Below are 13,386 nucleotides of genomic sequence, written 5' to 3' on the forward strand. Positions count from 1 at the left end.
AACTTTGGAGACATGAAATGGGCTATCGCGTCGTAGTCGTCGGCGCCACGGGCAACGTGGGCCGCGAAATGCTGAACATTCTGGCTGAACGCCAGTTCCCGGTTGATGAACTTGCCGCCCTGGCAAGCCGTCGCTCGCTGGGTACCGAAGTAAGCTTTGGCGACAAGACCCTTACGACCAAAGATCTGGACACGTTTGATTTCACCGGCTGGGACATGGCGCTGTTTGCCGTGGGTTCCGAGGCGACCAAAGTCTACGCCCCCAAGGCAGCTGCGGCGGGTTGTGTGGTGATCGACAACTCGTCGCTCTATCGCTATGACCCGGACATTCCGCTGATCGTGCCGGAATGTAACCCGCAGGCGATCCACGACTACAAGAACAAGAACATCATCGCCAACCCCAACTGCTCGACAGCGCAGATGGTTGTCGCGCTGAAGCCGCTGCATGACCGCGCCAAGATCAAGCGCGTTGTTGTGTCGACCTATCAGTCAGTTTCGGGTGCCGGCAAAGAGGGCATGGATGAGCTTTGGGATCAAACCAAGGCCGTCTACAACCCTACCACCGAGGTCGCCCCGAAGAAGTTCCAGAAACAGATCGCCTTCAACGTCATTCCGCAGATCGACGTCTTCATGGAAGACGGCTCGACCAAGGAAGAGTGGAAGATGGTTGTCGAGACCAAGAAGATCGTCGATCCTTCGATCAAGGTCACTGCAACCTGCGTCCGCGTTCCGGTCTTCGTCGGCCATTCCGAAGCCGTGAATATCGAGTTCGAAGAGTTTCTGGACGAAGACGAAGCCCGCGATATCCTGCGCGAAGCGCCGGGCATCATGGTGATCGACAAGCGCGAAGCGGGTGGCTACGTCTCGCCCATCGAATGCGCAGGCGACTTTGCCACATTCATCAGCCGCATCCGCCAGGATTCGACTATCGAAAACGGTCTGAACCTGTGGTGCGTCAGCGACAACCTGCGCAAGGGTGCCGCCCTGAACGCGGTTCAGATCGCCGAACTGCTGGGCCGTGAGGTCCTGAAAAAGGGCTGACAATCCAGCCTTTGCAAAAACTAAAAAAGAAACCCGCTGTTTGATCAGCGGGTTTCTTTTTAGAAAGCCAAACTTGCGGAACAAGACTGGCTTTGTGCATCAAGCATTTGGAATGTTGATAATATATTCAAACTACAATATTCAACTTTTCTGATCCGATAAAGCGTTGGACTTACTAAAACACTATCTCGGTTAATTAAATGGTGAACCGCCGTGGCTCGAGCCTTTTTCGATAAGCTAGAAGCAATCTTACGTCCAACTCCCAAAATCCGTATCGAAAATTTCGAGCGCGACCCAAAAGTAAGCTACGTCTCATCTAATAGCCCATTGAGCCAAGGCCCGTTAGGTTCAGAAATCGCTCGAACAGGACGCCTAAACTCGAATGAGTTTGCCGCCTGCATTGAAGAACTCAATCTTCCTCATACTCACCATCGCAAGTATTGGGAGCTGGCTTTCATTTTACAAGCTTTGCGCGAACGCGACCTACTCCAGCCCGGAATCAAGGGCTTGGGTTTCGCAGTTGGTAAGGAAAGAATCCCTGCCTACCTCGCAGCGAAGGGCTGCGAAGTTCTAGCGAGTGATCTGGCTGACAACAACAAGGGTAATGAAGGTTGGGAGACAACTGGCCAATGGAGCGCATCAGTCGAAGATTTACTTTTCTCTGAGATCTGCTCAAAGGAATTATTTAAGAAGAGCGTCAAATTTCGCCCCATTGATATGAACGATATTCCCAGCGATATCTCAGGGTACGACTTTACCTGGTCCACGTGTTCTTTCGAGCACTGCGGTTCTCTCGAACTCGGAGTTCGTTTTTTGGAGAAACAGATGGACTGCCTGCGTCCCGGTGGGGTCGCTGTGCATACAACGGAATTCAACCTATCATCAAACACCCGGACGTCAAAAGGCGGAAAGACCGCAATCTATCGCCTACGTGACATTGAAGATGCTGTGAAACGCCTTCAATCCAAAGGACACAAAGTGGAGCCGTTGGATATTCGCTTAGGCGACGATCCACTTGATTTAACCGTGGACAGGCGCAAAGGGGATCCAAGACAGTACTCTGGCACCAAGCACATGCGATTGCTGATGAAGGGGTACGTTACAACTTCTATAGGCTTGATAATCACTAAGTCTACAAAGCCAGTGCTGCGTTAGTTTAAGAAACGCGCAATGAAATTGTGTTGAATAGACCCGAGAATTTTCGGCACCTCGGGTGGCAACCGTTAATCAGAAAGCAAGGACGACAAAACCTTGCATCTGGGCTCGAAGCGGACCTCCGGTAACTTACACAGACCCACTTTCATCACCCGTTCCTCTCTAGTGGAACCTTTAGGCTCATCAGTCCGAACGAAATGTTCAAATACCGGTCCTGAATTCGGAACATTCCCCCGACCAGTTGACAAATTCAGGCGTGCTTGCCAGCTAAGCACGGATCTGAACGCAACGGATGAGACAGAGCAGACAACAGGTGGTGCCCTGCACAGGGCATCAGAGGCAGAGCATGGGAAATTCGACCAAACGCAGAATTGGAAGATACCTGATCTTAGGATGTACAGGCATTCTGGTTGGGCTTATCCTCATCGGGTTTACCGGGCAATTCCTGGCGGTCGGAGATTCCTTTGCGCTTTTCCGCCCACAAGCCGGCGTTCTGCTTTTGCCGTGTGCCGCGATCCTGCTGTATATGCGCGCCAGATACCTTGCTTTGGTCACCCTGGCCTTTGCCGCCGTTGCTGTCGGATCAATCGCAACCAGTTTCGCCGCCCCGCCCAAGGACTGCGACGGTCCGTGTCTGACCCTGTATCAAAAGAACCTTATGAGCCGGGCGTGGCCCCGGTATTCGCTGGCCGACGACATCATTGAATCCGATGCTCAGATCGTGACGTTGCAGGAAGTCTCGAGTCACAACCGTGAATACATGAGCAACCTGTTCGAGCATTACCCCGAAAAGGTGATCTGTGAGTTTCGTCCCGAACAAAACGTTGCCATCCTGACAACTTTGCCGATTGTCGAAGGGTCCGGGTTCTGCCTGAAAGGTTATGGTCTTGTCGGAATACAAGTCGAAGCCCCGGACGGGTCTTTGGTCTGGATCGTATCGATCCACCTGAACTGGCCTTTTCCTTATGACCAATCAACCCAAAGCCGGATCATTGCGGAACGCATTGCGGATCTGGATGGCCCGGTTCTGATAGCCGGGGATTTCAACATGGTTCCTTGGGGTGCAAGCGTCCGGCGGATAGCGGCGGCAGCAGACAACCAGAGTTTTGGGGCCGTCCTGAACACTCATGATCTTGGCAGCTGGCACCTACCGTTGCCAATCGACAACCTTTTGCTCCCGAAGGGAACAACCGGAACAGTCGAACTGCGCCCGTTCATGGGATCCGACCATTTCGGCAAATTCGCGCGGTTTCGTTTGGATTGATCCGCGAGGCCCCCGCTGCCTTGGTGGACATACCAGAACGTATGTCGCGATCCCAAGAAGGGTCTAGGTGTTATTTTCGATCAGCACTTTCAGATTATTCAACCCCCGCTCGTAATCGCCGCCAACCCATTTATCCATCATCACCCCCATCCAGCGGGACATGGGGTTGAGCCCCAGATCGGATTCGAACCCCCAAGTCACATTGGTTGAGTCACCATCGGGTTTCAGAGTGAACGAAGCCGACGCCGTGCCCATCTGCCCAAAGTCCAGATCTGTTTTGACCAGTTGATTTTCCACGCTTTCGACGATTTCCTGCGACCCCGTACCGACCTGTGCGTGATCCGAGCTCCAGTTCAACTTGTTACCGACACCTTCCTCGGGGCCACTGTAGCTTAGTTTCGTCTCCGGATCGCGTGACAGCCAGGGTGACCATTTCTCGGTCGCTTGCATGGAATTCACAAACGGAAAGATCACTGCGGCCGGGGCGTCGATGGTGATGCTGCGGGACACTTCCGCCTTGCCGGACAACACGTAAGAGACTGCGATGAACAGTAAAACAAGGAGGCACAACCCTGCGAGAAATCGCTTAAGCATCTTCATAGCAAGCTCCAAATTCAAACGTCATGAATGGAGTATACGAAATAACGGCTCTGAATCAGAGCCGTATTCCTCATCGTTTATTCACTATGAACTGTCGTCAGACCGGAACGAATTTCTTCTGTATGGGGTCGAAACTCTCTAACCCGCCAGCGCCGATATCGGTCCACAACCCGTGCAGGCTCAGGGTGCCCTGTTCGACCGCTGACGAGATGAACGGGAACGTCATCAGGTTTTCAAGAGACGCAACAACCGACTGGCGTTCCAGCTGCCGGGCTTGTTCGAGGCTGTCTTCGATATCAGCGACAAGTTCGAATTTTGGTTTCAGAATGTCCATCCAGCGACCGACAAAGCTTTCCTTTGCGTCCAGTTGCGGCGCCTGACCCTTGCACATGTCGATACAGCCCTGAACACCACCGCATTGCGAATGGCCAAGAACCATCAGATGCGCAACCTTGAGAGAAGTGACGGCGTACTCGATTGCTGCGCTGGTACCGTGATGATCGCCGTCCGGCGCATAGGGAGGCACCAGATTGGCGATATTGCGGTGGATAAAGAAATCGCCCTGATCCGCACCGAACATCGAAGTCACATGGACCCGGCTGTCGCAGCAGGAGATCACCATCGCCCGGGGCCGCTGCCCTTCATCTGCCAGCCGCTTGAACCAGACCTGGTTTTCCGAATACGTGGTCGCTTTCCAGCCGTGATACCGCGTGACCAGATAGCTCGGCAAAGGTTTGGCAAATTCCATTACGGTGTCCCCGTTCTTGTCGCTGATCGATCCTCTAAACCGAATTCTAGGAAAATTCGAGCAATTATCCGATTTCTCTGCAAGGTTTTGCAAAGGAATTTGCCACCAGTATCAAACCTGCGCCGTGGGGGCGTCAGAATTAGGGTGAATGTGGTGGAAAAAATAATCACGCTTGAACACAAGGAATCCGTCCGTCTGGATTCGGATCAATTAAGTGGCCTTTACCGTCAACTGGGCGACAAGAACGCGCTGGATGTGCTGTGCCGCACCATCGAAGAACTGGCAGTGCGCCTGTCGAACTGCGAACGCTTTTGGCGTCAGCGCAAGTGGGCCGACCTGCGCAAATGCGCAAGGTCGCTGGTCGCGATTTCCGAACAGGTCGGGATGACGGTTCTGGCCAGGGTTGCAGGGGACGTGGCGCAGGCCGTCGATGCCGGTGACGCGGTAGCAGCAGGCGCAACGCTGGGACGTCTGATCCGCGTTGGTGAGCGGTCATTGACAGCCGTCTGGGATCAACAGGATCTTTCCGTCTGACAGGGGTTGCGGGCAGATTATGCGCGGCTAGTCTGTGCACAGAAACAATCTGCCGAGGCGCCCATGACACTGTCCTTCGCCCCATCCTCTGACCCTTCCGTACCGCTTCATGTGATCGCGCAGCCGGATTTGGACGGCTGGCTTCTGGATCAGCCCGAGCGCGTGCAGTCCTGGGTCGCAGCAAACGGGTTTTCCGGTGCGCTGGGGCAGGTCCTGCTTGTGCCAGCCACGAACGGCGCAATTGAATTCGCGCTGGCCGGTTACGGAACCGAAGAAAAACGTGTGCGCAAACGGTTCCCCCTTGCCGCGGCGGCCATGGCCCTGCCGGAAGGCACCTACGGCATTGCTTCGGGCATTCCTGCGGATTTATTGGAGATGGAGTGTCTTGGCTGGCTGATGACCGCCTATGCTTTTGATCGATACGCGTCCCAGACTGGAGGGTCAGCGGCATTGATTGCACCTGACGGCATCAACGCCGCCCGTATCGAAGCCATGGCAAATGCCGAGGCTCTGACGCGCGATCTGGTCAACACGCCCACTTCGGACATGGGGCCGGATCAGTTGCAGCAAGCGGTCGAGGTTCTGGCGGATGAATTCGGCGCGTCTTGCAACGTGATCACCGGCCATGCGCTGCTGGACCAGAACTTTCCCATGATTCACACGGTAGGGCGGGCCGCGGAACAGGCCCCCAGGCTGATCGAGCTGAACTGGGGCACTAGTGGCCCCAGACTGACACTGGTGGGCAAAGGTGTATGTTTCGATACCGGCGGGCTGAATTTGAAACCGGGCGCATCCATGGGCCTGATGAAAAAAGACATGGGTGGCGCGGCCAATGTGTTGGGACTGGCCCGGATGATCATGGCGCTGGACCTTCCCCTGCAACTGCAGGTTCTGATCCCGGCCGTTGAAAACGCGGTATCAGGCAATGCCTTCCGCCCCGGTGATATCCTGACCTCACGCAAGGGTCTGACCGTTGAAATCAACAACACCGACGCCGAAGGGCGTCTGGTTCTGGCTGATGCGCTGACTTTGGCGGATGAAGGGAATCCCGATCTGGTGATCTCGATGGCAACGCTGACCGGTGCGGCGCGCGTGGCCGTGGGCCCTGATCTGGCACCGTTTTACACCGACGACGAAAGCTGCGCCGTGGCCTTGACACAAGCGGCCAAAACGTCTGCTGATCCGGTCTGGAGAATGCCCTTTCACACACCCTACGAGGCGATGATCGAACCCGGCATTGCCGATCTGGACAATGCCCCCTCGGGCGGGTTTGCCGGGTCTATCACCGCCGCGCTGTTTCTGCGCCGGTTCGTAGGGTCCAGCCGCTATATCCATTTTGACATCTACGCGTGGCAACCCAGCAATGAACCCGGCCGCACAAAAGGCGGTCTGGGTCAGGGAACACGCGCAGTGCTGTCGGCCTTACCGGAGGTATTGGGGTTATGACGGATCACAGATTGCTCCCCTTCAACGGACGAGTAGCGCATTCATCGTTGAAAGGTCATATCGACGCTGACGATTTCACGGATGGTGAAACATATCGTATCCAATCGGTTGTGCGGGACGTTCTGGACAAACCCAATGGTAGCCGGCGGTGCCAAATGGTGTGTGGAGAAGTATTCATCATCTTGGAACGGACGCAGAACCACCTGTTCGGGTTTCGCGAAAAAGATGGCTATGTTGGGTGGGTGCGACAGGAAATAGAAAGACGGCCACTTCAGCCAACGCACCGCGTTTCCGTGCCTAGAGCAGTTTCATTGGAACACCCCGATGTGACCAAGAACGCGAACGAACGGATTCTGCCTTTTGCCGCTGGTGTAGAATACTGGCCACGCCGTGATTCAGAACGCGAAAACACCATTCGTTCGACCGGGTGGGTTTGCGTGAAAGAAGAGGGCCACATTCCAACACCGCGGTACATTCGCGAAACACAGCTGGTCGAAAAAGACTGGCTGGGTTCTGATCCTGCAGCCATAGCAGAACAGTTTCTTACGACCCCTTACATCTACGGTGGCGATACCGGGCTTGGACTTGACTGTTCGGGACTGATTCAAATCGCTTTTCATTCTTGCGGATTACCCTGCCCTCGCGATAGCGACATGCAAGCAGAGTTCTTCAAGCCAATCTCAAAACCCGAGCTTCGCCGTGGTGATCTGGTGTTTTGGAAAGGTCACGTAGGCATGATGCTGGATCAGGACACGCTTCTGCATGCAAACGCACATCACATGGCTGTTGCCAAAGAACCTTTGGACGACGCTATTTCTCGTATCGGCCGAAAAGAGTTCGGGGCTGTAACAGGATATGGGCGACATCCTGCGTCTTAGGCTCTAATCCGGGTTTACGGCCCGGATGAGCTTGCGTTCCAGCACCCGCAGTACCGCGCGCAGATCATGGCCGCGTTTCAGGATGCGGCCATCCATACCTATGACTGAGTACATCCCCTGCCGGGACTTCAGGCGTGGGTGCTTTTCGACGCGGTAGATCGGGTGCTCTGCGGTGCGCCGGAAGATCGAGAATACCGCCATGTCGCGCAGGTTTGAGATACCATAGTCTCGCCACTCTCCGGCGGCGACCATCCGTCCATAAACGGACAGGATTTGCGACATCTCATGCCGGTCAAAGGCCACGGGCATCTGCGCTGCGTTTGCCGAAAACCGGTTAGGAGGCTGCATGTTCATACCGCCAGCCTTGCCGGAAATCATGTTTGAATCAAGCCTGATGCGCTGTTGCCCGGCTTTTACAACACAAGTGTTACCGTCGACCAACTTGACGGCAGATCAGGATTACCGGCAGCAGGCCGACCGCCAGAATGACCAGCGACGGCACGGCGGCGCCCTCAAGCCTCTCATCCGAGGCAAGCCTGTACGCCTGTACGGCCAGTGTGTCGAAGTTGAACGGGCGCATGATCAGGGTGGCAGGCAATTCCTTCATCACGTCCACAAAGACGATCAACAGCGCGGTCAGCAGCGACGGCGTTAAAATGGGCAGGTGAACGCGCCGCAATGTTCCCAGCGGGGTTTGCCCCAACGAGCGGGCCGCGGCATCCATATTGGCATGAACCGTGCTTTGACCCCCCTCATATGCGCTGAGCGCGGCGGCAAGGAATCGCACCATGTAGGCGGCGACCAACAGCCAGATTGAACCGGTAACCAACAACCCCGTGGACACATCGAATGTCTGCCGCATCCAGGCATCCAGCGCGTTGTCAAAGCTGGCGAAAGGTACAATCAAACCGACTGCGATGACGCCACCGGGCACGGCATATCCCAGCCGCGCCATGTAGGCCGTCGCCGACGACGCGCGCCCGGGTCTCAGACGTTGAAAGAACCCGACACAGATCGCCGCAAAGACAGTGACGACCGCGGCCGTGCCAGCAAGGGTCAGCGAGTTCTGGATGAAACCGATATAGCGCCGCGACAGCAGGTTCTGTTCCGATTCCAAACCCATCTCGACCAGTATGATAACGGGCAACAGAAACCCGAAAATAACGGGTATCGTACATAACAGGAATGCCGCGACGGCGCGAAGACCGGTCAGGTGTTCCGCCGGTTGGGCAGCATGTTTCTTTCCGGCCTGATAGTATTTTGCCTTACCGCGCTGGGTGCGTTCGGCCACAGCCATGATCAGTGCAAAGACAAGCAGGCACCAGGCCAGCTGCGCCGCCGCCGCACGGTCGGCCATTGAAAACCAGCTGGTGTAAATCCCGGTCGCAAAGGTCTGCACACCGAAATAAGACACGGTTCCGAAATCGGCGATGGTTTCCATGATGGCCAGAAGCACACCACCGGCAATTGCCGGGCGCGCCATCGGCAGCGAGACGCGCCGAAACGCCAGCCATGGATTGTTGCCCAGCGCCCGAGCAGCCAGAAACGCCGAAGCACTTTGTTGCAGGAACGCAGCCCGCGCCAGCAGGTAGACATAAGGGTACAGCACCAGAATCAGCATCACCGCAGCGCCCCCGGTCGAACGGATTTCAGGGAACCAATAGTCGCGCGGCCCCCAACCCGTTACATCCCGCAAAGTGCTTTGAACGATACCCGGATGATCCAGAATAAAGGTGTACGCATAAGCAAGCACATATGCCGGAAAAGCCAAGGGCAAGACCAGCGCGATCTCAAGGATCCTGACACCGGGAAAGCGGGTCATCGTCACCAGCCAGGCAGCGCCCGTGCCGATACTGAACGTACCCGCCGCGACCAGCACCACAAGGATCAGGGTCGTCACAGTATAGCTGGGCAGCACCGTTTCCATCAGGTGCGAGATCGTATCTGTCCCGCCCGTCACTGCCGCCAGAACCACGGCCACCATGGGCAACAAGCATGCGGCAGCCACAAGATAAGCAACTGCGGCCAACAGCCGTGTGCCGCGTACACCGCGATTGCGTGATCCGTTTTCTGAATAGTCGATCTGGGCCATTATCCCGGCTTTTGATTGGCAAAGGCTTAGGGTACGCCTTTAATCGACCAAAATGCTCGGAAACACCAGTGCGTCGGTCAACAAATCTGCGGCACAAACTGCCGCAGACCTGTTATTCACCACTATTCGTAGACGCGCTGATCCTCGATCACCAACCCGTCTTTGGGCAGCGAGCCGGGGGCGACGACTTCGATTGCGCCTTTCAGTTTCAGCACTTCGGCCACCGATCTGGCATATGCCGTATCATCCCCGCCTGTGCTTTCGATCTGGACAGTCATCGAATCCATCTCGCCCTGACGGGTGGCGATGACACGAGCCTTGACGATTTCCTCATGCTTGTCGACCAAAGCGGCAACCTGTTCCGGACGCACGAACATACCTTTGATCTTGGTCGTCTGATCTGCACGCCCCATCCAACCTTTGATCCGGGTGTTCGTGCGACCGCAGGGGGAAATCCCCGGCATCACGGCGGAAAGGTCGCCTGTCGCAAAGCGGATCAGCGGGTAATCGGGGTTGAGAGAGGTCACCACGACCTCACCCACCTCACCCGGTGCCACCGGAGTTCCGGTTCCAGGTGTCACAATCTCGACAATCACGTGCTCGTCGATGATCATCCCGTCGATCGCGGCGCTTTCATAAGCAATATTGCCCAGATCCGCTGTCGCGTAACATTGCAGGCACGAGATACCCCGGTCGGCGTATTCCTGTCGCAGAGACGGGAACAAGGCCCCACCTCCAACGGCGGCTTTCGAGAAATGCAGTGAAACGCCCATCTCATCGGCTTTGTCCAGAATGACCTTCAGGTAATCCGGCGTTCCTGCATAGGCCGTACAGCCAACATCGCGGGCGGCAGTCACCTGCAACTCGGTTTGTCCGGTCCCTGCGGGCAGAACAGCCGCGCCAACAGCCCGTGCGCCATTTTCAAAGATCATACCGGCCGGCGTCAGATGATACCCAAAACAGTTCTGGACGATGTCCCCTGCGCCAACGCCCGCGGCATTCAGGAAACGGCCCATGCGCCACCAGTCGTGATCAGTGCTGCCCGGCTCATAGATCGGCCCGGGCGACTGGAACACATGATGGAAATGCCGCGCGGGTTTTACCGTAAATCCGCCAAACGGGGGGCGTTTGGCCTGTGCCCGGGTCAAATCCGATTTCCGCAGAACGGGCAATGTCGGCAAATCTTCTGCTGACTTTACCTTATTAGTGTCTGATTCTGACAAATGCGACGCAAATCCAGGGGCCGACATCGCGCGTTTGATCTGCTCCACAAGTGCCCCGGCCTGATCTGAGGCGCGTTCGTCTGCCGAGCGTGTTTCGAGTGCGTCGAAATAGGTCATCGCCATATCCTCCATCCGCTCACAGCCACCTTTTGCGACGACGATAGGACCGCACATCACGAAAGCTTTTGCGGCCCTCGTCGGACATACCCAGATAAAACTCTTTCACATCCGGGTTTTCGCGCAGGTCAGCGGCCGGGCCATCCATCACGACACGCCCGGATTCAAGAATATAGCCGTAATGCGCAAAGCGCAGGGCGACGTTGGTGTTCTGCTCTGCCAGCAGAAAGGACACGCCCTCTTTTTCGTTGAGGTCCTTCACGATACTGAAAATCTCTTCGACCAACTGCGGAGCAAGACCCATTGAGGGTTCGTCCAGCAAAATCGTCTCGGGCCGCGACATCAACGCCCGCCCCATGGCAACCATCTGCTGTTCACCACCCGAAGTATAGCCTGCCTGCGACCGGCGGCGTTCCTTGAGCCGGGGGAAATATGCGTAAACCATCTCAAGATCCTGCTGGACCGCAGCCGCCCCGTCTTTGCGGGTGTAGGCGCCGGTCAGCAAGTTTTCTTCGACGGTCAGGTGCTCGAAACAGTGGCGGCCTTCCATCACCTGAATGACACCCTTTTCAACCAGATCGGCCGGATCGCTTTCATGCACGTTCTGGCCGCGATACTTGATCGAACCTTTGGTGACTTCTCCGCGTTCGGAATGCAGCAGGTTCGAAACGGCCTTGAGCGTGGTTGTCTTGCCCGCACCATTGCCGCCCAACAACGCTGTGATGCCGCCCTTTGGAACGCTCAGGCTGACGCCTTTCAACACGAGGATCACGTGGTTGTAGATCACCTCGATATTATTGACCTCAAGCAGGGTTTCCGCCTGCACGTCAGTGGTTTGTGCCGCATCCAGCATCAGCGCGTTTCCTCATGCCTGCCCGTTCCGGGGCTGTTCGTGAGGAGCGGCAGGTGACCCGCCGCTCCGGTTGTCTGAACGCCCCGGATCACATCCGTGGCGCAACATGCCTTACTCGCAACGTGGCGAGATGCTGTTTTCGGTTGCGTAGGCACCGGAATCTTCTTCGATCAACGCGCCGATAACTTCGGCATCTGTCGGTTTGAAGTCCTGTACCGGATTCCAGGCGCCAGTCGCCGCATCCCACTGAACAACACCGACAAGGCCGGGGCCGCCGTGGTTTTCGCAAGAGACCGAGAATTCAGGGCCGAACCCGGACATGCCAAGCGCTTCCATCTTGGCGTTGGTCATTTCCAGTGCTTCCATGCCGTCGCGCATCATCGACGCGTCGATATCAGCGGTTCCGTGCATCGCCTGCGCCGTTTTCACAGCCTCGGCTGCCAGCATGGCGGCGTAAAGACCACGGTTATACTGAACTGTACCCAGCTGATCGCCGGCACCCGCAGCCTTGCCCGAGTCAACGACGTACTTTTTCAGGTCGTCATAGACAGGATAGTCCATGCCAAGGCCGGTAAAGGTCAGCGCCTTGTAACCGGTCGCTTTTTCGCCAGCAGGCTGAACGTCGAATTCCGCGCCAGACCACCAGACACCAATGAAGTTTTCCATCGGGAAACGGATGTTGGCCGCTTCCTGAACCGCAACCTGGTTCATGACGCCCCAACCCCACATGATGACATAGTCAGGCTTTTCACGGCGAATTTGCAGCCATTGCGACTTCTGCTCCTGTCCTGGGTGATCAACCGGCAGCAAGGACAGCTCATACCCATGCTTTTCAGCCAGAGTTTCCAGCGTCCGGATCGGTTCCTTGCCGTAAGCAGAATTGTGATAGACCAGCGCAATCTTCTTGCCGCTCAGGTCACCGCCATTTTCATCCAGCAGATAGTTGATCGCACCGGACGCACCGTTCCAGTAGTTGGCCGGATAGTTGAACACGTGGCTGAACACTTTGCCGTTCGCAGCCGAGGTCCGGCCATACCCCATCGTGTGCAGAGGAATGCCGTCTGCGGTCACTTTGGGGATCAGCTGATAGGTGATACCGGTCGACAGCGGCTGATACACCAGCGCGCCTTCACCTTTGGTGGATTCATAGCATTCCACGCCTTTTTCGGTGTTATACCCGGTTTCGCATTCGATCACGTTTGCTGGTACACCGCCAATGCCACCGTCCCGCTCGTTCAGAAGAGTGAAATAGTCGGCGTAACCGTCCGCGAATGGAATACCACCGGCCGCATAGGGCCCGGTTCGATAGCTGAGCGACGGGAACACAAGATCCGCCATCGCAGGTCCTGCCGCCATCAGGGCGCTCAGCGCCACGGTTGCCAGTTTCTTGTTCATCGGGTGTCTCCTCCCTTGATTGATCCGATATTGAGTTCGGG

The 13,386-nt window shown here is 56.2% G+C and carries 13 protein-coding genes and 1 pseudogene; 7 read left to right on the forward strand and 7 right to left on the reverse strand.

Translation table 11 applies throughout. The features are described from left to right. Positions 1-17: 17 nt before the first annotated feature. The 3 genes from ACR0CE_RS08705 to ACR0CE_RS08715 all read left to right on the forward strand — a co-directional run bounded on the left by ACR0CE_RS08705 (position 18) and on the right by ACR0CE_RS08715 (position 3,459). A complete protein-coding gene (locus ACR0CE_RS08705; protein ID WP_267367255.1) occupies positions 18-1,040 on the forward strand; it encodes an aspartate-semialdehyde dehydrogenase in 1,023 nt (340 codons plus the stop codon). A gap of 213 nt (positions 1,041-1,253) precedes the next feature. Continuing rightward, on the forward strand, positions 1,254-2,195 hold the full coding sequence (locus ACR0CE_RS08710; protein ID WP_480482420.1) for a class I SAM-dependent methyltransferase: 942 nt from the start codon (positions 1,254-1,256) through the stop codon (positions 2,193-2,195). 346 nt (positions 2,196-2,541) lie between these two features. Further along, positions 2,542-3,459, forward strand: coding sequence for an endonuclease/exonuclease/phosphatase family protein (locus ACR0CE_RS08715; RefSeq protein ID WP_480773074.1), 918 nt, complete (start codon positions 2,542-2,544; stop codon positions 3,457-3,459). A gap of 63 nt (positions 3,460-3,522) precedes the next feature. Here ACR0CE_RS08715 and ACR0CE_RS08720 read toward each other — a convergent pair whose 3' ends face one another. Both ACR0CE_RS08720 and ACR0CE_RS08725 read right to left on the reverse strand, forming a co-directional pair. Next, positions 3,523-4,059 carry an SRPBCC family protein gene (locus ACR0CE_RS08720; RefSeq protein WP_480831945.1) on the reverse strand — a complete coding sequence of 179 codons (537 nt, stop codon included), beginning with the start codon at positions 4,057-4,059 and terminating at the stop codon, positions 3,523-3,525. A gap of 97 nt (positions 4,060-4,156) precedes the next feature. Continuing rightward, entirely contained in the window at positions 4,157-4,807 is a 651-nt protein-coding gene (locus ACR0CE_RS08725; RefSeq protein ID WP_267363919.1) for a carbonic anhydrase, read from the reverse strand. A gap of 144 nt (positions 4,808-4,951) precedes the next feature. Here ACR0CE_RS08725 and ACR0CE_RS08730 point away from each other — a divergent pair, with 144 nt between their 5' ends. The 4 genes and pseudogenes from ACR0CE_RS08730 to ACR0CE_RS08745 all read left to right on the forward strand — a co-directional run bounded on the left by ACR0CE_RS08730 (position 4,952) and on the right by ACR0CE_RS08745 (position 7,665). Next, positions 4,952-5,341: a hypothetical protein gene (locus ACR0CE_RS08730; protein WP_480622696.1), complete on the forward strand. Its 390-nt coding sequence runs from the start codon at positions 4,952-4,954 to the stop codon at positions 5,339-5,341. A gap of 63 nt (positions 5,342-5,404) precedes the next feature. Next, positions 5,405-6,787 (forward strand): leucyl aminopeptidase family protein, encoded by a 1,383-nt coding sequence (locus tag ACR0CE_RS08735; protein ID WP_480831947.1) that lies wholly within the window; start codon positions 5,405-5,407, stop codon positions 6,785-6,787. Then, positions 6,784-7,026: pseudogene (locus ACR0CE_RS08740) on the forward strand (hypothetical protein); the annotation flags it as partial. The gene ACR0CE_RS08735 and the pseudogene ACR0CE_RS08740, both read left to right, overlap by 4 nt. Positions 7,027-7,098: 72 nt before the next feature. Next, on the forward strand, positions 7,099-7,665 hold the full coding sequence (locus ACR0CE_RS08745) for a C40 family peptidase (protein WP_480832156.1): 567 nt from the start codon (positions 7,099-7,101) through the stop codon (positions 7,663-7,665). Positions 7,666-7,668: 3 nt separating this feature from the next. On the opposite strand, the gene ACR0CE_RS08750 is transcribed toward ACR0CE_RS08745, so the two are convergent. The 5 genes from ACR0CE_RS08750 to ACR0CE_RS08770 form a co-directional block, all read right to left on the reverse strand. Then, positions 7,669-8,019 (reverse strand): DUF2794 domain-containing protein, encoded by a 351-nt coding sequence (locus ACR0CE_RS08750; protein ID WP_209598949.1) that lies wholly within the window; start codon positions 8,017-8,019, stop codon positions 7,669-7,671. A gap of 73 nt (positions 8,020-8,092) precedes the next feature. Continuing rightward, on the reverse strand, positions 8,093-9,757 hold the full coding sequence (locus tag ACR0CE_RS08755; RefSeq protein WP_480831950.1) for an ABC transporter permease: 1,665 nt from the start codon (positions 9,755-9,757) through the stop codon (positions 8,093-8,095). A gap of 122 nt (positions 9,758-9,879) precedes the next feature. Next, complete coding sequence (locus tag ACR0CE_RS08760; protein WP_209507011.1) at positions 9,880-11,097, reverse strand: phenylacetate--CoA ligase family protein; 1,218 nt, start codon at positions 11,095-11,097, stop codon at positions 9,880-9,882. Positions 11,098-11,116: 19 nt separating this feature from the next. Then, positions 11,117-11,950: an ABC transporter ATP-binding protein gene (locus ACR0CE_RS08765; RefSeq protein ID WP_209598951.1), complete on the reverse strand. Its 834-nt coding sequence runs from the start codon at positions 11,948-11,950 to the stop codon at positions 11,117-11,119. Between the two features lie 111 nt (positions 11,951-12,061). Continuing rightward, positions 12,062-13,345, reverse strand: coding sequence for an ABC transporter substrate-binding protein (locus ACR0CE_RS08770; protein WP_267363927.1), 1,284 nt, complete (start codon positions 13,343-13,345; stop codon positions 12,062-12,064). Positions 13,346-13,386 lie beyond the last annotated feature (41 nt).

This window comes from Ruegeria sp. L11 (assembly GCF_056531755.1).

Excerpts from the sequence above, each read along its gene's own strand:
- ACR0CE_RS08705 (WP_267367255.1), top strand. The coding sequence starts at position 18 with ATGGGCTATCGCGTCGTAGTCGTCGGCGCCACGGGCAACGTGGGCCGC.
- ACR0CE_RS08715 (WP_480773074.1), top strand. The coding sequence starts at position 2,542 with ATGGGAAATTCGACCAAACGCAGAATTGGAAGATACCTGATCTTAGGA.
- ACR0CE_RS08720 (WP_480831945.1), bottom strand. The coding sequence starts at position 4,059 with ATGAAGATGCTTAAGCGATTTCTCGCAGGGTTGTGCCTCCTTGTTTTA.
- ACR0CE_RS08725 (WP_267363919.1), bottom strand. The coding sequence starts at position 4,807 with ATGGAATTTGCCAAACCTTTGCCGAGCTATCTGGTCACGCGGTATCAC.
- ACR0CE_RS08735 (WP_480831947.1), top strand. The coding sequence starts at position 5,405 with ATGACACTGTCCTTCGCCCCATCCTCTGACCCTTCCGTACCGCTTCAT.
- ACR0CE_RS08750 (WP_209598949.1), bottom strand. The coding sequence starts at position 8,019 with ATGAACATGCAGCCTCCTAACCGGTTTTCGGCAAACGCAGCGCAGATG.
- ACR0CE_RS08755 (WP_480831950.1), bottom strand. The coding sequence starts at position 9,757 with ATGGCCCAGATCGACTATTCAGAAAACGGATCACGCAATCGCGGTGTA.
- ACR0CE_RS08760 (WP_209507011.1), bottom strand. The coding sequence starts at position 11,097 with ATGACCTATTTCGACGCACTCGAAACACGCTCGGCAGACGAACGCGCC.
- ACR0CE_RS08765 (WP_209598951.1), bottom strand. The coding sequence starts at position 11,950 with ATGCTGGATGCGGCACAAACCACTGACGTGCAGGCGGAAACCCTGCTT.
- ACR0CE_RS08770 (WP_267363927.1), bottom strand. The coding sequence starts at position 13,345 with ATGAACAAGAAACTGGCAACCGTGGCGCTGAGCGCCCTGATGGCGGCA.